At 35.6% G+C, this 18,312-nt stretch carries 17 protein-coding genes, 1 tRNA gene and 2 pseudogenes; 15 read left to right on the top strand and 5 right to left on the bottom strand.

Annotated elements, in window-relative coordinates; all coding sequences use genetic code 11:
• The first annotated feature begins 28 nt into the window (after positions 1–28).
• Positions 29–1,198: a molecular chaperone DnaJ gene (gene dnaJ, locus IGJ55_RS06830; protein ID WP_430607831.1), complete on the top strand. Its 1,170-nt coding sequence runs from the start codon at positions 29–31 to the stop codon at positions 1,196–1,198.
• 64 nt (positions 1,199–1,262) lie between these two features.
• Here dnaJ and IGJ55_RS06835 read toward each other — a convergent pair whose 3' ends face one another.
• Positions 1,263–2,198, bottom strand: a complete 936-nt coding sequence (locus IGJ55_RS06835; protein WP_069638554.1) for a helix-turn-helix transcriptional regulator — start codon at positions 2,196–2,198, stop codon at positions 1,263–1,265.
• Between the two features lie 280 nt (positions 2,199–2,478).
• On the opposite strand from IGJ55_RS06835, the gene IGJ55_RS06840 reads away from it, so the two are divergent.
• From IGJ55_RS06840 to IGJ55_RS06865, 6 genes are all read left to right on the top strand, one after another.
• Positions 2,479–3,366, top strand: coding sequence for an energy-coupling factor transporter transmembrane component T (locus tag IGJ55_RS06840; RefSeq protein WP_429950906.1), 888 nt, complete (start codon positions 2,479–2,481; stop codon positions 3,364–3,366).
• A complete protein-coding gene (locus IGJ55_RS06845) occupies positions 3,339–5,015 on the top strand; it encodes an ABC transporter ATP-binding protein (protein ID WP_430607833.1) in 1,677 nt (558 codons plus the stop codon). Before IGJ55_RS06840 ends, IGJ55_RS06845 begins: the two co-directional genes overlap by 28 nt.
• Positions 4,996–5,685 carry an ECF transporter S component gene (locus IGJ55_RS06850; RefSeq protein ID WP_430607834.1) on the top strand — a complete coding sequence of 230 codons (690 nt, stop codon included), beginning with the start codon at positions 4,996–4,998 and terminating at the stop codon, positions 5,683–5,685. The genes IGJ55_RS06845 and IGJ55_RS06850 overlap by 20 nt, the downstream gene beginning before the upstream one ends.
• 24 nt (positions 5,686–5,709) lie before the next feature.
• Positions 5,710–6,093: a DUF4430 domain-containing protein gene (locus tag IGJ55_RS06855; protein WP_069638551.1), complete on the top strand. Its 384-nt coding sequence runs from the start codon at positions 5,710–5,712 to the stop codon at positions 6,091–6,093.
• A gap of 92 nt (positions 6,094–6,185) precedes the next feature.
• The gene (locus tag IGJ55_RS06860) at positions 6,186–6,614 is read left to right on the top strand and encodes a pyridoxamine 5'-phosphate oxidase family protein (RefSeq protein WP_430607837.1); all 429 of its coding nucleotides are present in this window, start codon (positions 6,186–6,188) and stop codon (positions 6,612–6,614) included.
• A 15-nt stretch (positions 6,615–6,629) separates the two neighbouring features.
• On the top strand, positions 6,630–7,040 hold the full coding sequence (locus IGJ55_RS06865; protein WP_430607838.1) for an EVE domain-containing protein: 411 nt from the start codon (positions 6,630–6,632) through the stop codon (positions 7,038–7,040).
• Between the two features lie 64 nt (positions 7,041–7,104).
• On the opposite strand, the pseudogene IGJ55_RS06870 reads toward IGJ55_RS06865, so the two are convergent.
• The 4 genes and pseudogenes from IGJ55_RS06870 to IGJ55_RS06885 form a co-directional block, all read right to left on the bottom strand.
• Positions 7,105–7,476, bottom strand: a pseudogene (locus tag IGJ55_RS06870) (ABC transporter permease); the annotation flags it as partial.
• 168 nt (positions 7,477–7,644) lie between these two features.
• A pseudogene (locus tag IGJ55_RS06875) lies at positions 7,645–8,328 on the bottom strand (ABC transporter permease); the annotation flags it as partial.
• A gap of 14 nt (positions 8,329–8,342) precedes the next feature.
• Positions 8,343–9,035 (bottom strand): ABC transporter ATP-binding protein, encoded by a 693-nt coding sequence (locus tag IGJ55_RS06880; protein WP_430607840.1) that lies wholly within the window; start codon positions 9,033–9,035, stop codon positions 8,343–8,345.
• Between the two features lie 11 nt (positions 9,036–9,046).
• On the bottom strand, positions 9,047–9,907 hold the full coding sequence (locus tag IGJ55_RS06885) for an efflux RND transporter periplasmic adaptor subunit (protein WP_069638546.1): 861 nt from the start codon (positions 9,905–9,907) through the stop codon (positions 9,047–9,049).
• Between the two features lie 194 nt (positions 9,908–10,101).
• Between IGJ55_RS06885 and IGJ55_RS06890 the strand changes: the two genes are divergently transcribed.
• The 8 genes from IGJ55_RS06890 to IGJ55_RS06925 all read left to right on the top strand — a co-directional run bounded on the left by IGJ55_RS06890 (position 10,102) and on the right by IGJ55_RS06925 (position 18,306).
• A complete protein-coding gene (locus tag IGJ55_RS06890) occupies positions 10,102–10,836 on the top strand; it encodes a metallophosphoesterase (RefSeq protein WP_429950915.1) in 735 nt (244 codons plus the stop codon).
• A 125-nt stretch (positions 10,837–10,961) separates the two neighbouring features.
• Positions 10,962–13,154, top strand: a complete 2,193-nt coding sequence (locus IGJ55_RS06895; protein ID WP_430607842.1) for a Tex family protein — start codon at positions 10,962–10,964, stop codon at positions 13,152–13,154.
• A gap of 2 nt (positions 13,155–13,156) precedes the next feature.
• Positions 13,157–13,645 carry a SprT family protein gene (locus tag IGJ55_RS06900; protein WP_069638543.1) on the top strand — a complete coding sequence of 163 codons (489 nt, stop codon included), beginning with the start codon at positions 13,157–13,159 and terminating at the stop codon, positions 13,643–13,645.
• 86 nt (positions 13,646–13,731) lie between these two features.
• Positions 13,732–14,457 (top strand): ElyC/SanA/YdcF family protein, encoded by a 726-nt coding sequence (locus IGJ55_RS06905; protein WP_207121283.1) that lies wholly within the window; start codon positions 13,732–13,734, stop codon positions 14,455–14,457.
• Positions 14,458–14,577: 120 nt separating this feature from the next.
• Positions 14,578–14,660 (top strand) — tRNA-Leu (locus IGJ55_RS06910).
• Positions 14,661–15,115: 455 nt separating this feature from the next.
• Positions 15,116–15,877 (top strand): tandem-type lipoprotein, encoded by a 762-nt coding sequence (locus tag IGJ55_RS06915; protein ID WP_430607845.1) that lies wholly within the window; start codon positions 15,116–15,118, stop codon positions 15,875–15,877.
• A gap of 400 nt (positions 15,878–16,277) precedes the next feature.
• Entirely contained in the window at positions 16,278–17,039 is a 762-nt protein-coding gene (locus tag IGJ55_RS06920; protein WP_207121281.1) for a tandem-type lipoprotein, read from the top strand.
• Entirely contained in the window at positions 17,032–18,306 is a 1,275-nt protein-coding gene (locus IGJ55_RS06925; protein ID WP_430607847.1) for a hypothetical protein, read from the top strand. The genes IGJ55_RS06920 and IGJ55_RS06925 overlap by 8 nt, the downstream gene beginning before the upstream one ends.
• Positions 18,307–18,312: the final 6 nt, after the last annotated feature.

Here is an 18,312-nt window from a genome sequence, read left to right on the forward strand (position 1 = left end):
AAATGGAATAATAGTTGGAGGGGAACTAATGGCTACGAAAAGAGATTATTATGAAGTGCTTGGCCTTGCCAAAGGCGCTTCAGATGATGAAATAAAAAAAGCGTATCGTAAGCTTTCAAAACAATATCACCCAGATATCAATAAAGAAGCAGATGCAGAAGAAAAATTCAAAGAAGTTTCAGAAGCCTATGAAGTATTAAGTGATCCACAAAAAAAATCAGCCTACGATCAATATGGACATGCAGGCACTGATCCCAATTATGGCGGTGGCGCTGGTGGTTTCGGTGGTTTTGGCGGCGGCGGATTCAGTGGTGGCGGTGGTTTTGGTGGTTTTGAAGATATCTTCGATTCTTTCTTTGGCGGCGGCTCACGTAGTGTCGATCCAACTGCACCAAGACAAGGGGCTGATTTACAATATACTGTCAACCTTAAGTTTGAAGAAGCGATATTTGGTGTTGAAAAAGAAATCAAATATAACCGTGAAGATAACTGTGAAACCTGTGGAGGAAATGGTGCCAAACCAGGAACTCATCCTGAAACTTGCCACAAGTGTCATGGTTCTGGCTCGATCAATGTGGAACGTCAAACTCCACTTGGCCGAGTGATGAGTCGTCAAACCTGTGATGTGTGTCATGGTACTGGAAAAGAAATCAAAGATCCTTGCCCAACCTGTCACGGAACGGGACATGAGAAAAAAGCGCATAAAGTCAAAGTTAATGTTCCAGCTGGAGTAGAAGATGGACAACAAATGCGTTTAGCTAATCAAGGAGAAGCTGGTATAAATGGCGGACCTTACGGGGATCTTTATGTTGTATTCAGCGTAGAAGATAGCAACATTTTTGACCGTGAAGGCTCAGAGATTTACTATGATTTACCATTAAGCTTTGTTCAAGCAGCACTTGGTGATGAAATCAAAGTACCAACTGTTCACGGAGATGTAAAATTAAAAATCCCTGCTGGTACTCAAACAGAAACGAATTTCCGTTTACGCGGTAAAGGGGCACCGCGCTTACGTGGCGGAGCTAATGGTGACCAGCATGTCAAGGTTAAAATCATTACGCCGAAAAACTTAAATGAGGAACAAAAAGAAGCCTTACGCACATTTGCTAAAGCTGGCGGTCAAACTGTAAGTGAGCAGCAAGAAGAAGGTTTCTTTGATAAAATGAAAGATGCCTTTGGCGGAAAGAAAAAAAAATAAAATAAAAGACTTCTCAACTTGTACTAGAGTAGTATAGGTTGAGAAGCTTTTTTGCTTATAATGATTATGCTTGATACTGCTCCAGTAACTTTTCAATCCGCCTTTTCAGTTCTGCTCTAACATGAATCGGGGCAAGACACTCACACTGGTTGCCAAAGCCTAAAAGTAAATTGTACCCAAACTCATCTTCCATAAAAGGAAAGTGAACGATTTGTTTATCAGGATCATTTGAAGGAGAAAAGGTCAGCTGCCCAAATTTGTCTATTAATTGTTCTTTGACTTTATGCGTCACTTTTAAAGTTGTAAGTGTAAAGTCACTACCGAAAAACGGCTCTTTCCCTAATGGTTTTGCTTGGAAGGCTCTAGGAATAAACGCTTCAGTCGATAACTGCAAATCAACTATTCTAGAAATCTTAAATATTCTGAAATCATTTTTGTTTAAACAGTAGGCTTGTAAATACCAACTGATCTCTTTTAAAACAAGACGATACGGTTCTACATACCGTTTAGTCTTTCGTCCCAGATTGTCTTCATACTCGAAATAAAGTAATCGTTGTTGATCCATAGCTGTCTTGATGATTTCCAAAAATGGCTGCAAGGTATGATTACTAGTCCAAGGTGTTAAATCAATTACAATTTGATTTGTTTTAAACTGAATCTCTTCTGAAAATTGAGTTGGAACAAGAGTTTTTATTTTTTCAACTGTTTGGCTAATCTGAATCGGAGAGATGGTGTTAGACAAACTTTCTAATGCAATCAACAAAGCAGTAATATCAGATGAAGTAAAAAATTGTTTATCTATTTTATAATTATCCATGATTTGGATGCCACCATTGACACCAGGAGATGAAGTTACGGGTATTCCCGCTTCGCTTAATGAGTTAATGTCTCGATAAATAGTCCGAACAGAGACCTCTAGTATGTTGGCTAATCTTGAAGCGCTAATTTGTTTTCGATCTAATAATATCATGATGATTGCAAGTAGTCGTTCTGTTTTCATAAAAGCACCTTCTTTGATTTTCATTGGGAGTTAATTATCTTATTATAACGAAAAATGGGATCGCTTTGTGAAAATGAACAAAAATTATGTTGAATAATGTTGTAAAATTCCAAATTTTTGAATGATTGACTTTAGTAATTTTGGTTTATATAATGTTACTGTTGCGTAAAAACGTGCTAATTAATTGAGAGTTTGTACTAATATTTAAAATTGGCAAATGATGATAGCAACTATTTTTATTAATCTAATGTAAAAATTTAGTTGAGAAAGGAAGTCTAATATGCATCCATCTTTTTTTAGACAAACTCATCCGTTTGCTACGTCCAGTTATTATATAGCGGCATTATTGATCGTTATGAGTACAACAAACCCTGTGATCATTACTTGCTTTTTTTTGAGTAATGTATTACTTCGGCTACTTGACTTAAATGGTAAATCGAAAAAGTCGATGTTGTATCCGTTGTTTTTTATAGGAATGATCACTGTGACGAATCCACTATTTGTTCATAGAGGAGCCACAGTTATTTTCTTTTTTCTGAATAAGCCGATTACTGTGGAAGCTTTTATTTATGGTTTTTTTATGGGAATGACGATTGCTACAGTGATTTATTTATTTCAAAATTTTCAAAAGGCTGTTGACTCAGAACAGTTTTTCTATCTTTTTGGTAAACGATTTCCAAAATCTGGGTTGATTTTAGTATTGGTTTTGCGCTTGCTCCCCTTACTACAAAAATACCATCAAGAGTTGAATCAGATACAAAAAAATTTTCAGCAAACACATAGGCGGCATTTTTTTGAGCGCGCTAGGTATGGGTTAGATTTATTTGGTCATTTATTTTCATGGTCGTTGGAAAATGCGATGGACACAGCCGATTCGATGAGAGCACGCGGATATGGTGTTTCTACTAGAAGCAGTTGTTTAACCTATCGTTGGCAGAAAAAAGATACCTTATTTTTGACAGCGATTGTCCTAGCATGCCTTTTTTTTATGGTTAGTATGATAAAAGGATTTTATCAGTTTAATTATTATCCTTATCACGATAACGTTTATAGACTGATGCAAAAAAATTGGTTGAGTTACTTATTTCTTTTTGGAGTAGCATGGCTCCCCTTATTGAAGCGCTTAAAGGAGGTAATAGTATGGAATATCTTGAAATCAAAGATCTAACATTTCAATATGCCGGAAGCAATAACTTGGTTTTGGACAACCTGTCGTTATCAATCACTCAAGGTGAATTTATTTTGATTTGCGGCACTTCTGGTAGTGGAAAGTCCACGTTATTGAAATTATTAAAGCCACAATTGGCACCAAACGGGAAGCAGACTGGGACAATTTATCTAAATAATGAATCAATCGACGCACTGCCAGCAGACTTTTCGACTGGTAAAATCGGCTATGTCATGCAAAATCCTGAAAACCAGATCGTGACGGAAAGTGTTTGGCAGGAATTAGCTTTTGGGCTAGAAAATCTAGGCACTCCTCCTTCAGAAATCAAGAGTCGGATTGCAGAAATGGTTAATTTTCTAGGTATTGAGGAACTGCTAGAACATCAAACGAGTGAATTATCTGGTGGTCAAATGCAGTTATTAAATCTAACTTCAGTTTTGCTCATGAAACCAGATATCTTGATTTTGGATGAACCGACAACACAGCTTGATCCGATAACTTCACAAAAATTTATCGATCTAATAGTACGATTAAATCGAGAAATGGGTCTCACAATTTTATTAGTTGAACATAGCTTAGAATCAGTATTTGCTTTGGCTGATCAAGTCATTATTTTGGATGATGGACAAGTGATTTTTGCGGGTGAGCCAAGGTCTATTTCTAATGGAATGAAGAAGAACAAAAACGTTGACCGTTTTGTTTATAGTCTACCCAGTGCTGTCCAAATATATCTCAATAGTAGTGTAGATGATGACTGCCCGCTAACTGTGGTTGAAGGGAAACGATTTTTGGCGCGTTATTTTCCATTCAGATCATTTTTGCAGAAAGAAACCTTAACCAAAAAGAAAATGGTAAAAAGTATTCAGTTAAAAAACTGCTGGTTCCGTTATGAAAAAAAGAGTCGAGATATTTTAGCTGGCATTGATTTTGAGGTGTATACAGGAGAAATTTTTTCTTTAGTTGGAGGTAATGGGTCAGGGAAGACGACATTGTTGAAAGTAATCGCTGGTATTTTGGACTGTTACCACGGGAAACTCTCACTTTTTGAGCAATCGATTAAAAAGAATAAGGGAGTAGTAGGGTATTTACCGCAAGAGTCTCAAATGCTTTTTCTGAAAGACTCGGTAATTGAAGAGTACAAAATGTATTTACAGAACCAAAATGTGGCTGAGGAAGACCAAAAAATACGCATTAAAAACGTTACAACGCTACTTGATTTAACGAAGATTTTAACGCAACATCCACTAGATTTAAGTGGAGGGGAGTGTCAAAGGGCAGCATTAGGGAAATTACTTTTAACTGATTCAAAAATTTTATTATTAGATGAACCAACAAAAGGCATCGATAATTTTGAGAAGAAGCAACTGATAAAATTATTAAAGGAGCTATCAAAACAAGGGAAAACTATTTTAGTCGTAACCCACGATTTAGATTTTGCTGCAGAATTATCAGACCGCTGCGGGTTATTGTTCCAAAATAAGTTAGTGACGACAGCCGAACCAACAGCATTTTTTAGTCATCATACATTTTACACAACGGCAGCTAGTCGCATATCACGGGATAATTTTGAGGGCTTAGTCACGACTGAGCAAGTTATCAAGGCATGTAGGCTAGTCAAAGGAGCTTCAGATGAACCAAGAAGAGATTAAACGAGTTGTGTTTAGAATAGCGACTATGCTGTTCTTGTTGATTATTGGGCTTGTGCTATTTCAAGCGAGTCAATACCAGATAATTTCTATGCTGTTAGTGATAGCTGCTTGTTTGCCAATTTATTACCGATATGAAAGAAAGCAGATTAATATTAAAGAATTAGTCTTGATCGCTATATTAACAGCGCTTGCTGTGCTAGGTAGGTTTTTATTTTATATGATTCCGGCAGTCACCCCAATGACAGCGATTATCATAATTTCAGGTATTTGTTTAGGTGCTGAAGTCGGTTTTTTAGTAGGTTCATTGTCAGCAATCACCTCAAATATGTTATTTGGTCAAGGTCCGTGGACACCATTTCAAATGTTTTCTTGGGGACTAATTGGTCTGGTGGCTGGATTGCCTTGGATGCAAACCATACTAAAAAAAAGTTATTTGTTTTTAGTCCTTTATGGAATAGCAGCCGGTTTTTTCTTTTCCTTTTTCATGGATCTATGGACGGTCTTTTCCATCGATCGTTTTTTTTTCTGGCAAAGGTATCTGGCACTCCTATTAAGTGCTGCGCCCTATACAATTTCTTATTGTTTTTCAAATGCTTTTTTCTCATGTTTACTTTTTCGATCTATCCAAACAAAACTTCAACGGATTTTAATTAAGTATGATATAAAATAATTCAAATTAAAGGTGGAACTATTAATGAAAAAAATGATAAAAGCATCGCTGATAGTAATACTACTCTTTTTCTTAGGCGCTTGTGGTAAAATAACGGATAAAAAAAATACAACGAACACAAGTGAAGAATCAATTAAGGTGACGATCATTTTAAAAGAAGATGACAAAGAATTTGATAAAAAAGAATTGGACATAAAAAAATCTGAGTCACTTCAAACGGTCATGGAGACAAACTATACAATTGAAATGGAGAAAGATTTTATCAGTGGTATTGATGGTCACTTGCAAGATGCTAAAGACAGTAAATATTGGCTGTATGATGTTAATGGTAAACAACCAGATGTAGGTGCGGTCGAATATTTTCTGAAAAATGGCGATACTGTTACTTGGACATTGAATAAAATATAAACGAATGAAACAAACCCTGACAATCAGTTGTCAGGGTTTGTTTGTTAGAATGAATTTGTCAGATAAATAATTGAAAAATAAAGGAGCAGACAATGATGAAAACAACAGAAGCATTTAAGCAAATCATGAATGAACAAACAGAAATTGCCTTAGCAACAAGTGTAGATGAAATGCCCAATGTCCGAATCGTTAACTTTATTTACGATGAAGCCAAGAAATGTCTATTTTTCTCAACATTTAAAGGAAACGACAAAATCATTGAGTTTCAAAAGAATTCAAACGTCTCATTTACAACGATTCCAACTGATAATACGAATCATGTTCGTGTTCACTATGCCAAAGTCAAAAAGAGTGACCTCACTGTATATGACGTTGCAGAACAATGGATTAAAAAAATTCCAAGTTATGAGGAAAATATTAGACAAGTAGGTCCAATGCTTGAGCTATACGAAATTCATTTTTCAAAAGTGATTGTGATTTTAGGTATGAATAGTAAAGAAACGCTCGAATTATACTGTTGAAAAGGAGAGGTTAATATGAATTATTGGATTGGTGTTGCATCTAAAGATCATGTAGAGCTTGGAGTAGCTGGAGGCTTTTGTCAGTTATGTCATGGTAAATCGGCACCTTTGAATAAAATGAAAGCAGGAGATTGGCTAATTTATTATGCGCCAAAGCTGAGTTTACAAACAAGAGAAGTATGCCAGGAATTCATTGCAATCGGTCAGGTTTTACCAGGAGATACGTATTCATTTGAAATGGCACCAGGTTTTGTCCCTTTTAGAAAAGACATAGCTTTTTTAAAAAATATCAGATCGGTTCCATTACGTATTGTATCAGAGTTTCCCTTGTGGCAGAAGTATCGATCCCGTTTAAGATTTGGTCATTTTCAAATTCCAAAAGAGTTGTTTGAATTTATTGCTTCCAGTATGAAACAATCAGATTAAATAAAAAATCAGGACTAGAAGAAATGTTCTTTGTCCTGATTTTTTCGTACCCTAATTTGACTAATTACTCGTAACGTAATGCTTCAATAGGATCAAGTTTAGCCGCTTTTCGTGCGGGATAAACACCAAAGAATATCCCAATAGCACTAGAAAATAAGAGAACAGCTAAAATTGAACTTAATGTAAATTGAGCGGAAATATCTAACGCACTAGCAACACCTAGGGCCAAGAGTGCACCCAATGTCAGACCAATCAAGCCGCCGATCAAACATAAAATCACAGATTCTGTTAGGAATTGGAATAAAATATTGCTGTCTGTTGCGCCCAAGGCCTTTCTTGTGCCGATTTCCCTTGTTCGTTCTGTAACTGAAACGAGCATAATGTTCATCACGCCTATTCCCCCTACGAGTAGCGCAATTGCGGCAACAGCAGCTATGAAGTTGATAAATAAGCCTAAAACATTATTTACTTGATCAAGTGCTTGTAAGAAGTTTGTTGCGGTATAAACTTTTTCACCAACAGCGTTATGACGTACAGAAAGAATATTGACGATTTGCTTAGAAACAGAGTCGATATCATCTTTTGATTTAGCAATGACGGTCAAACTAGTGATTTTAGTTGCATCCGGATTTAGATTGTTCGCTGTTGTGAGTGGAATCGAGATATACCCCATCATTTCCTCTTCGTCAAAGGAGCCGACCATTTTTTCTACAGTACTTTTGGTAACACCGATGATTCTTACGCTGATTTGCCCTTTTTGCCCACGTAAATTTATCTTCTCGCCAACCACATTTTCACGTCCATTAAAAAAATAACGCGCTGTATCAGCACTGATGACAGCGACTTTACTGCCTTCTGAATATTCAGTTGTATTAAAATAACGCCCATAAACGATCGCTTTATCCATTGTTTGATTCGTATATTGCAAATCTGGGGTTCCAGCCATGATCAAAGTTGCTTTGGATTTTTCATTGGCTGCGCCAACAGCTTGAATCGAAACAACAGGTGAAAGATGATCAATTTGCGGGATACCATCTTTTAAAGCTTTGATATCTTGACTCGTGATTTTTTGGCTATCTGTTGCATCTCGACTGGTTGAAACGGAAATCGTGGAAGCCCCTAAATCACTAAAAGTACCAGTAATTTGGCTCGTTGCACCATTCCCCACAGCTAAAATAGCAATAACGGCGGCAATTCCGATAATGATTCCCAGCATGGTTAGAAATGAACGCATTTTATTGGCTAAAATACTATCGATCGCCATTTTGAAACTTTCAATAATGCCCATAAGAAGGCTCCTTTCTAGACTGTTTTTCGGTCAGTTACAGGCTGATCATTAATGATCTCACCATCTTTAAAAGACACGATTCGTTTTGTATATTGCGCCACATCTGGTTCGTGAGTAACCATTACAACAGTTGTGCCTGCATCATTTAAATCTTGGAAGATTTTCATGATCTCCAAGGTTGTTTTTGAATCTAAATTACCAGTAGGTTCATCTGCCATCAAAACAGCAGGATCATTCACTATGGCGCGAGCAATGGCCACACGTTGTTTTTGTCCGCCCGAAATAGCGTTTGGGCGATGGGTGACACGATCAGCCAAGCCAACTTTTTTTAAGGCTTCTAAAGCTCGCTCCTTCCGATCTTTTGCTGAGATACCAGAATAAACCATAGGCAACGCAACATTATCTAAAAGAGACATCCGCGGCATTAAGTTGAACGATTGAAAAACAAAACCTATTTCTTTATTTCTGACATGAGCACTTTCATTACTAGAAAGGTTAGTGACGTCTTTTCCATTTAAAAAATAATTCCCTTCATCGAAACGATCCAATAAACCAAGAATATTCATCATTGTTGATTTACCAGAACCGCTAGGACCCATAATAGAAGTAAATTCTCCTTGGGCAATATGTAAAGAAATATTTTTTAAAGCGATCAACTCTTCGCCACCAGTCTGGTAAATTTTTACTACATTTTTTAAATCAATCATTGTTTCACCTTCTATTCTTTGGTTACTGCAGTATTGTTTTTGATATCAGAGCTAGGAGAGAGGATAACTGTTTCGCCTTCTTTTAGACCACTTTTGATTTCAATCAATTTATCCGATTGAATTCCAATAGTGATTTTTGTTTCTTTGGCTTTTCCATCCTTAATAAGATAGACTATGGGATCATTTTTACTATTGTAAGTTAGTGCCTCAATTGGTAAAGCAAGTACATTCTCTGCGGTGTTTGTCGTGATATCAACATCAACATCGAATCCCGAAAACAGATTTTCAGGTGCTTGATCAAATGTCACAATTGCACCTAGACTAGTAGAGGTTCCTGCAGTTGACTGAGTGCTTAGTGCTACAGGATCTTTCTCAGCAACTTTCCCTGAAAATGTTTGATTGCCGCTTATAATGTTCGCTTTCTGATCGATCGTTACAGCAGAAGCTTCAGAATTTGTTAAGGATAATTGAACCTTTAAAGTAGAAAGGTCATCTAATTGAATAGAGGGTTTCCCTTGTTGGGCATTTGTATCCGCCTGTTTTGCGACAATATTAACTTGGGTGATGGTCCCGCTAAAAGCCGCCGTTAATTGCAATCCGTTATCATACGTTGCTAAAACTTTATCTTTGTCCACATGATCACCAACAGATACGCTGACTTCGATAACGTTGCCCGTCCCCATTAAAGATTGGGTTTGATTCGGAATCAAGGTGCCAGTTGTAGAAAGGGTCTCGACAATGGTTTCTGTTTTGACTTCACCAGTTCGGACTTTACTTGCATTCGTTTTTCCAGAATTTCCTTGAACGAACAAGAGAATAATGATCACAACAGCAAGAAGTGCAATGATACTAAAAATTGTTTTTTTCTTCATGAGTGTCAACTCTTTTCTATTAATTTTCTGACAAGATGTCATTTATGTAAGCTTACCCTTTTTTTTATGAAAAGTCTAAGATTTATTTCAATTTTTTATAAGCATTATCGAAAAAAACGAATAACTGGTCTTTTTTAACAGTCTTTACTATTTGCGTTATAATAAAGAAAAAAAGACTGTAAGGAGAGCTGATAATGAAAGACTATGTCTATGCAATCAGTGATATTCATGGGGAATATGATCTGTTCCAAGCGTTGACGCGATATTATGATCCAGCGCTGCATCAATTGGTATTGATCGGTGATCTTAATGACCGCGGACCAAAAACGAAAGAGTGTTTTCTATTAGGGAAAGAGCTGACTGAAAAATATGGTGCTGTGTATTTAAGAGGAAATCATGAAGAATACTTTCTGCGATTTTTGCAAAGTCCAGAAGATTGGTTTCCTAGTTATATTCGTAATGGAGGGAAAGAAACGCTTGAAAGTTTATTACATAAGGGGGCATTAGAGGAGTATTCCCCTACTGAAATGAGCATGATGATCCGTAGTCGATACAAAGAATTGATTGATTTTTTAGTCGAACGTCCATTGTATTTTGAATGGGGGAAATACGTATTTGTTCATGCTGGAGTGGATTTAACCAAGAAGGATTGGCATCAAACAAGTCCTCATGATTTTATTTGGATTAGAGAAGCATTTCATCAAGAAAAAAATAATACAGGCAAAACAATCGTTTTTGGTCATACGATCACACCGATGCTTCATGGTGATATGGAGACAACTAATCTGTGGCTTTCAGATAATAAAATTGGGATTGATGGCGGTGCCGTGTTTGGTGGCTCTGTTCATGGCGTGATTTTTGATCAAAATGGTATTGTACAGGATATTGAATATCAAAATTTAACTGGGCCATGGCAGCCAGATTTTTAAACTGATGTGAATTTTATTTGTATCACAGGAATGTAAAACCTTGTTTAAGCTTTTCCTCGTCCTATATTTCAAGTCAAAAATATGCTAAAATGAAAAGGTATGTTAATGAAAAGAGGTATCTATATATGGCAGAAGCTTATAGTCAAGAAGTAGTTGATTTACTTCAAAAAGAATTGACGGAATATCGTTCAAAACAACTAACGACAGTGCTGACTTTATTAAATGAAGGAAACACTGTTCCTTTTATTGCACGTTATCGTAAAGAAATGACAGGTAGTTTAGATGAGGTACAAATTCGTGAAATCGAAGAACGGTATACGTATTTAGGCAATCTAGAAAAACGTAAAGAAGAAGTTTTACGTTTGATCGAAGAACAAGATAAACTAACAGAAGACTTAGCCAAATCTATTCAAAAAGCCACAAAAATGCAGCAAGTAGAAGATTTATATCGTCCTTACAAACAAAAACGCCGGACCAAAGCAACCATTGCAAAAGAAAAAGGACTTGAACCTTTGGCAGATTGGCTACAAAGTTTTCCTGTAGAAGCAGATGTTACGTTAGAAGCGGAAAAATATATCGATTTGGAAAAAGAAGTCGCTTCCGCTGAGGCTGCACTCCAAGGGGCACATGAAGTCATCGCTGAGCGTGTGAGCGATGAGCCTAAATTTAGAAGTTGGATTCGTGATTTTACGTTCAAACAAGGACAATACATCAGCACAGTAAAAAATGAAGAAAAAGATGAAAAATCAGTTTATGAAATGTATTATGATTTTTCCGAACCGGTCAGCAAAATGGTTTCCCACAGAGTATTGGCCACAAATCGCGGTGAAAAAGAAGATATTTTAAAGGTAGCAATTTTAGTCGACGAGGAAAAAATCAGCTCTTATTTGGAACGTCAATTGATTGGGAACAATAAACAATCGACTACTGTTCCTTATGTTGAAGCTGCCTATTTAGATAGCTATAAACGCTTTATCGGTCCAGCCATCGAACGCGAAATTCGTAATGAATTAACTGAAAAAGCAGATGAACAAGCCATCAATATTTTTGGAGAAAACTTACGTAATCTATTACTGCAACCACCATTGAAAGGCAAAGTGGTTTTAGGATTTGACCCAGCCTATCGTACAGGCTGTAAATTAGCAATCGTCGATGCGACTGGAAAAGTTTTAGCCATTCAAGTGATTTATCCGCATAAACCAGCATCTGGAGAAAAACGTGCCGCAGCAGGACCTGCTTTCAATAAATTGATCGAAGAGCATCAAGTTGAAATGGTAGCAATCGGAAATGGAACCGCTAGTCGTGAATCAGAATTATTTGTTGCTGAACAGCTTAAACAAATCAAACGAGAAGTTTTTTATGTGATCGTCAATGAAGCCGGAGCTTCTGTTTATTCGGCAAGTGATGTAGCAAGAGCTGAATTTCCAGAACTACAAGTCGAAGAAAGAAGTGCCGTCAGCATCGCTCGTCGTTTGCAAGATCCTCTAGCTGAATTAGTAAAAATCGATCCTAAAGCCGTTGGTGTAGGTCAATATCAACATGATGTGTCACAAAAACGTTTAGCAGAACAATTAGATTTCGTTGTAGAAACGGCGGTTAACCAAGTTGGCGTCAACGTAAATACCGCTAGCCCACAATTATTGCAACACATCTCTGGGTTAAACAAAACGACAGCCCAAAATTTAATGGCTTATCGTGATGAAAATGGCGCTTTTACTGCTCGTAATCAAGTAAAAAAAGTACCGCGTTTAGGACCAAAAGCCTATGAGCAAGCGATTGGTTTCTTACGAATTCCAAATGGAAAGAATATTTTGGACAATACCGGTATTCACCCTGAAAGTTATGACGTAGCAAAAGGAATTTTAGAAAAAGCAAACGTTCAATTAGCAGAGCTTGGAACAAATGAAGCAATCCAAAAGATGAAGGCATTACCCTTAACCGAGTTAGAAACTGAGTTTGCCGTCGGTCGTGAAACACTAAAAGATATTATTGCCGCGCTAGTGCAACCAGGAAGAGATATGCGTGATGAAATGCCTGCACCTCTTTTAAGAAAAGATGTTTTATCTATGGAAGACCTTAAATCGGGTATGGAGCTACAAGGAACCGTACGTAATGTAATCGATTTTGGCGCGTTTGTTGATATCGGTGTGAAGCAAGATGGTTTAGTGCATATCTCAAAACTTAGCACAAAATTTGTGAAACATCCGACAGACATTGTTGCGGTAGGAGACGTTGTGACCGTTTGGGTGGAAGATGTTGATACGAAGAAAGGGCGCATCAGTTTAACGATGCTGCCACAAGCTGAAAGGAAAGAATAGTCTTGAGCAGTTTTTCTAAAGAAGAAAAACCAACCAAACAAGTGTTGACAGATGATCAATTACAAGTATTGGTAGAAGAAATTTCATTGAGCTTTTTCAGGAAAAAGTTTCAGCACAAAGCTTTTTTTAACCGACGTCTGAGAACAACTGGAGGACGTTATCATTTAGGATCCCATAACATTGATTTTAATCCGAAAGTGTTTGAACGTTATGGTGAAATCGAATTGATCAATGTTATCAAACACGAATTGTGTCACTATCACCTTCACTTAGAAGGTAAAGGGTACCAACATAAAGATGCAGAGTTTAAATCGCTGTTAAAAAAAACAGGTGGTAGTCGTTATGTTCGCCCTTTGGTAGACCAAAAAGCGCAATCGTATCATCAATATCAGTGTAAAAAATGTCAAACATTGATTTTACGCAAAAGAAGAATCAACACGCAACGTTATGTTTGCGGAAAATGTAGCGGAAAATTAGTGGAATTGAATTAGAAAATGTAGCTAGACTATACCGTCTTTTCTTTTAGCAGATAAGGCGGTATTACTATAGAAACAAGTAAAAAAGGTAGGGAATTGAGATGATCACACATTGGAATACGGTTATCAACTTTCTGTCAGCTAAAGAAAAAGTAACTGGGAAATATGATTTGGCCATTCTAGCTGGAAATAGTTTACCTTATTTAGCAGATGAGCTGATCCATTTATATAAACAAGAAATGGTGTCTGCTGTTATGTTAGTTGGAGGCATTGGTCATGCTACGCCATTTTTGCGTCACAATTTCCAACGTAAGGGAATTAAGTTAGCGGCTGCTAGTGAAACTGAGATGTACTTAGAATACTTTAAGTTAAAGTACGGTTTAGATAAGATGTTATTTTTAACAGAGCAGACATCAACCAATTCAGGTGAAAATGCTGTTTTTTCACTAAATATAATAAAAGCTGCTGGTTTAAATCCTAAGAAGGTTTTGCTGTTGCAAGATCCATTATTACAAAGAAGAATCAAAGCAACTTTTGAAAAAGAATGGCAAAACACTGATACGCTCTTTACCAATTATGTGCCGATCGTACCATTCATTCAATCATTTTCTGATCCGCTTCTATTCGAAGACGATCAGCTGAACGGATTGTGGAGTAAAGAGTATTTTCTGTCTTTAGTTTTAGGTGAGATTCCTCGACTAAGAAATGACGAATTTGGTTATGGACCTAACGGGGCTAACTATATTGATGCAATTGAAATCCCAGAAAGCGTCAATCAGTCCTACGAAAAATTATGTCAAGTTTATGATTATGAATATCAGAGATAGGCGATCAGAGCTTATTAAGCAGTCATTTAAAAGAAAAAGCATCATCGCCTTATTGAAATATTGACAAAATGAAGGACCTATTTTATCATAGATTGAGATAGCTATTATGAAGTATCGTATGCGGTCATGGCGGAATGGCAGACGCGCCAGCTTGAGGGGCTGGTGGGGGCAACCCCGTGGAAGTTCGAGTCTTCTTGGCCGCATAGTTTAGTGGTAAACCTTGATATGATAAGGTTTATCACTCTTTTTTTATGCCTGTATAAAAGTTCTGATGCACCTAGTGAAACAATGATTTATAGAAAATATAGGTATGTCAATAACCTTTGATACTGAAACAAAATAAGAAGTTGAGGAGTAAGTAGCAAGTAAATAGAAGCCAACTGCTAGAAGTCTATAATTTAGTATATGTTAATCAGTAGGCTATTAATAATGTCATTATCGCCTGAAAATAAGCAATTAATAAGCTAGTATAATATTGATGTAAGAGATAGTAAGTTTAAAAGCATACTATCTCTTTTTTATTCATAAATCAGTAACATTATATAAAATTAAATAACGAAAATATCATATATAACTATCTATATATATCTGCTTTTGGTAAAATAAATATTGATTAAGGTTTAAATAAGTTTCATCCTGTTCAGAAGGAGATAATATTTTGAAAAAATTATATTTATTTTTAGGAGAACTAATTATAATGAGTGGATTAACTGGTTGTGAAACAAAAAATAAAGCAAAAATTGAACAAAGTTTTGATAAAATATTAGCAATATATCCAACACCAAATCTGGAAAGTTTCTACGATACGGAAGGGTACCGAGATGATGAATTTGATAAAGATGATAAGGGAGTTTGGGTGTTAAATTCTGACTTTTCATTGAGTAAAACAGAAGAAGGAGATTTATTCACAGAAGGCATGTTACTAAGAATCAATAGAAATACAAGAAAAGCAAAAGGATTTTATTATACTAGAAAAACTTCTAATGATTTAAGTAAGCCTATTGAGAAAGAAAAGTATCCAGTTATATATGATGATAGTGGTTTTCATTTATTAGGAGATGTCCAAGGAGAAGAAACTAAAAAGAAGGTTGAAAAATTCAAGTTCTTTGTTCAGTATGGAAACTTTGATAAATTAGATAAATATAAAAATATAAAAAAAATGTATAATCCAGAAGTTCCAATTTATGAATTAGAATATCAATTAATGAATGAAGATTCAAATGTTCAAGCATTGAGAAGTAAGTACGATATTGTTACGGATAAATCTCCTACTTTATTGCTGAAAGGAACTGGGGACTTAGAAGGTAATTCAATTGGCTATAAACAGTTAGAATTTAGATTTGATAAGAAGTTAAGCATATTTTTCACAGATTCTATAGATTTCCAACCTGTCTCGCAGGAGGATATCATAAATGAGTGATTATAAATTCAAATTCATTTGCCGAAAATATAGGTATGTCAATAACCTTTGATACTGAAACAAAACAAGAAGTTGAAGAGCAAGTAGCAGAAATTGCAACAGTAAATAAAAGCTAACTGCTAGAAGTCGATAATTTAGTATATGCTAATCAGTTGGCTATTGATAATGCACTATTGCAGTGCAAAAAGTAGTTAATAAGTTAGTATAATATCAAAATATTAATATAAGAGATAATCAGTTGCAAAACAAACTTTCTCTTTTTTATTCATAAATCAGTAACATTATTTAAAATTAAATAACGAAAATGTAATATAAAACTATCTATTTCAGTCTATTTTTGGTAAAATAAATATTGATTAAGGTATAAATAAATTTCATCCTGTTTAGGAGGATAAATATTTTGAAAAAATTATATTTGTTTATAGGAGGACTAATTATAATGAGTGGATTAACTGGGTGTGAAACAAAAAATAAAGCAGAAATTGAACAAAGTTTTGATAAAGTATTAGCAATGTATCCAACACCAAATCTAGAAAGTTTCTATGATATGGAAGGCTATCGAGATGATGAATTTGCTAAGGATGATAAGGGCGTTTGGTTACTGCATTCCAGTATGTCTATTAGTGAATCGGAAGATTCAGGTTTAGTTACAGAAGGAATGGTTTTACGAATGAATCGTAATAATAGAAAAGCAAAAGGATATTACTATACAGCAACATATTGGAATGATTTAAGCAAATCTACAGGGGAAATGAAGTATGCTGTTACCTATGAAGATGATAGTTTTCATTTGGTAGAAGATATTGATGATGCTGAATTAAAAGAGAAAATCTTGAATTTCCAATTTTTTGTTCAATACGGAAATTTTGACAAATTGGACTCTTATGAAAATATCAGAAAAATGTACAATGCGGAAGTGCCGATGTATGAATTAGATTATCAATTAACGAATCAGGATAAAAATGTTGAAGCATTAAGAGAACGTTATGATATTCCAACAGAGAAAGCACCTACGCTGTTGCTAAAAGGAAGAGGAACTCTGGACGGAAGTTCTGTAGGTTATAAGCAATTAGAATTTACTTTTGATAAAAAGATAGATATTTTTTTTAGGGATTCAATTGATTTCCAACCGTTGTCAGTGGAGGACGTAATTAATGAGTAATTATGAGTTTAATGATGATAAAATAAAAGACTTAAATAGTAATAGTGAAAATACTAGCGCAGTATCTACAATTTCTTATGAAATAGAGAATGCATTAGTTCACAATACTTCACCTCAAAATATTAATAGTCAAATTCAGGATTTACAAAAAAATGGTAAGTTTCCAACGAGTCTTGATTTTATAGATTCATTCTACGACCCTGAAACAAGTTCAAGTGGTGTAGCTTTTCTAGATAACAATACTGGAAAGGTAGTTGTAGGTTTTGCAGGAACAAATGGGGAAAATGGAAAACAAGATGAAAACAAAGATAGAGCGCAGTGGGTTAATATTGCTTTAGAAGGTGATGGCCCCTCTTCTTCATATTTTAATGCAAGTCATACATTTATGAACGACTTAAAGGCAGCTGGGTATGATGTAGGAACAGTTACAGGTCATTCTCTGGGCGGTCGAAATGGAGCGATTATGGGAATGTCTCATGGAGTACCCCATATTGTTCTTTATAACTCTGCACCTCTAATGAATATGTTAGTAGGAATACCTACACCGAGGGCGCTAGCCAATGTAAATGAGCTAGAAAATTTATTAAAAGAATATAAAGGAGAAGTTATCTATTTTGTTTCAGAAAAGGATATTTTAAATAACATTGCTGGGATAGGAAACTCAAGCTTGTATCCTGGGAAAATTTACGTGTTAAAAAACGGAAAACCGCATGATATTACGGGATTTTTGACAAAAAAAGAACAAGAATTTATTCGTCAACATACACCAAACTTAAACAAAATCAATATTGCTATAAAAAAAGTTCATGATAACACAAGCAAACAATTGAATGACCTAGTTAATTTACGTTTAAAATTCTTGAGAAGCGGAGGAGGATTATCTGCCTCAGAGGAAATTTATTTAGATGCATCTGAAGCATTGATTTTAACTAAAGGAATGAGAGATACACTGCAAATTGAGATAGATGATATCAAAAAAATGTATCAAGAAGCAAAGAAAGATTTTGATAAGTTATGGACGAATACAGTCAAAATGGGAGATTCTGTGGGGGCCACATTAGTTCAAGGCGAAGTAGTTGATTCTTTAAATGCAGGTGGAGCAACAGAACCATTTGTCCGAATAGAACCAAAAGAAGAATTTGAACAAAAGATTTCAGAACTCACTGCAATTCAACAAGAATATCATGAATTAATCGGGCAAATACAAACATCTATCAACAAACAAGTAGAAACAGACCAAGAGCTAGCAAGACAAATAGGGGGATAAATTCTC

This window comes from Enterococcus sp. AZ170 (genome assembly GCF_050545135.1).
GTDB lineage: Bacteria > Bacillota > Bacilli > Lactobacillales > Enterococcaceae > Enterococcus_L > Enterococcus_L ureilyticus.

Bases quoted from the DNA above. Each gene is read 5' to 3' on its own strand.
- IGJ55_RS06850 (WP_430607834.1), top strand. From the start codon at position 4,996: ATGAACCAAGAAGAGATTAAACGAGTTGTGTTTAGAATAGCGACTATG.
- IGJ55_RS06845 (WP_430607833.1), top strand. From the start codon at position 3,339: ATGGAATATCTTGAAATCAAAGATCTAACATTTCAATATGCCGGAAGC.
- IGJ55_RS06925 (WP_430607847.1), top strand. From the start codon at position 17,032: ATGAGTAATTATGAGTTTAATGATGATAAAATAAAAGACTTAAATAGT.
- IGJ55_RS06840 (WP_429950906.1), top strand. From the start codon at position 2,479: ATGCATCCATCTTTTTTTAGACAAACTCATCCGTTTGCTACGTCCAGT.
- IGJ55_RS06835 (WP_069638554.1), bottom strand. From the start codon at position 2,198: ATGAAAACAGAACGACTACTTGCAATCATCATGATATTATTAGATCGA.
- dnaJ (WP_430607831.1), top strand. From the start codon at position 29: ATGGCTACGAAAAGAGATTATTATGAAGTGCTTGGCCTTGCCAAAGGC.
- IGJ55_RS06890 (WP_429950915.1), top strand. From the start codon at position 10,102: ATGAAAGACTATGTCTATGCAATCAGTGATATTCATGGGGAATATGAT.
- IGJ55_RS06880 (WP_430607840.1), bottom strand. From the start codon at position 9,035: ATGATTGATTTAAAAAATGTAGTAAAAATTTACCAGACTGGTGGCGAA.
- IGJ55_RS06855 (WP_069638551.1), top strand. From the start codon at position 5,710: ATGAAAAAAATGATAAAAGCATCGCTGATAGTAATACTACTCTTTTTC.
- IGJ55_RS06905 (WP_207121283.1), top strand. From the start codon at position 13,732: ATGATCACACATTGGAATACGGTTATCAACTTTCTGTCAGCTAAAGAA.
- IGJ55_RS06895 (WP_430607842.1), top strand. From the start codon at position 10,962: ATGGCAGAAGCTTATAGTCAAGAAGTAGTTGATTTACTTCAAAAAGAA.
- IGJ55_RS06860 (WP_430607837.1), top strand. From the start codon at position 6,186: ATGATGAAAACAACAGAAGCATTTAAGCAAATCATGAATGAACAAACA.
- IGJ55_RS06885 (WP_069638546.1), bottom strand. From the start codon at position 9,907: ATGAAGAAAAAAACAATTTTTAGTATCATTGCACTTCTTGCTGTTGTG.
- IGJ55_RS06865 (WP_430607838.1), top strand. From the start codon at position 6,630: ATGAATTATTGGATTGGTGTTGCATCTAAAGATCATGTAGAGCTTGGA.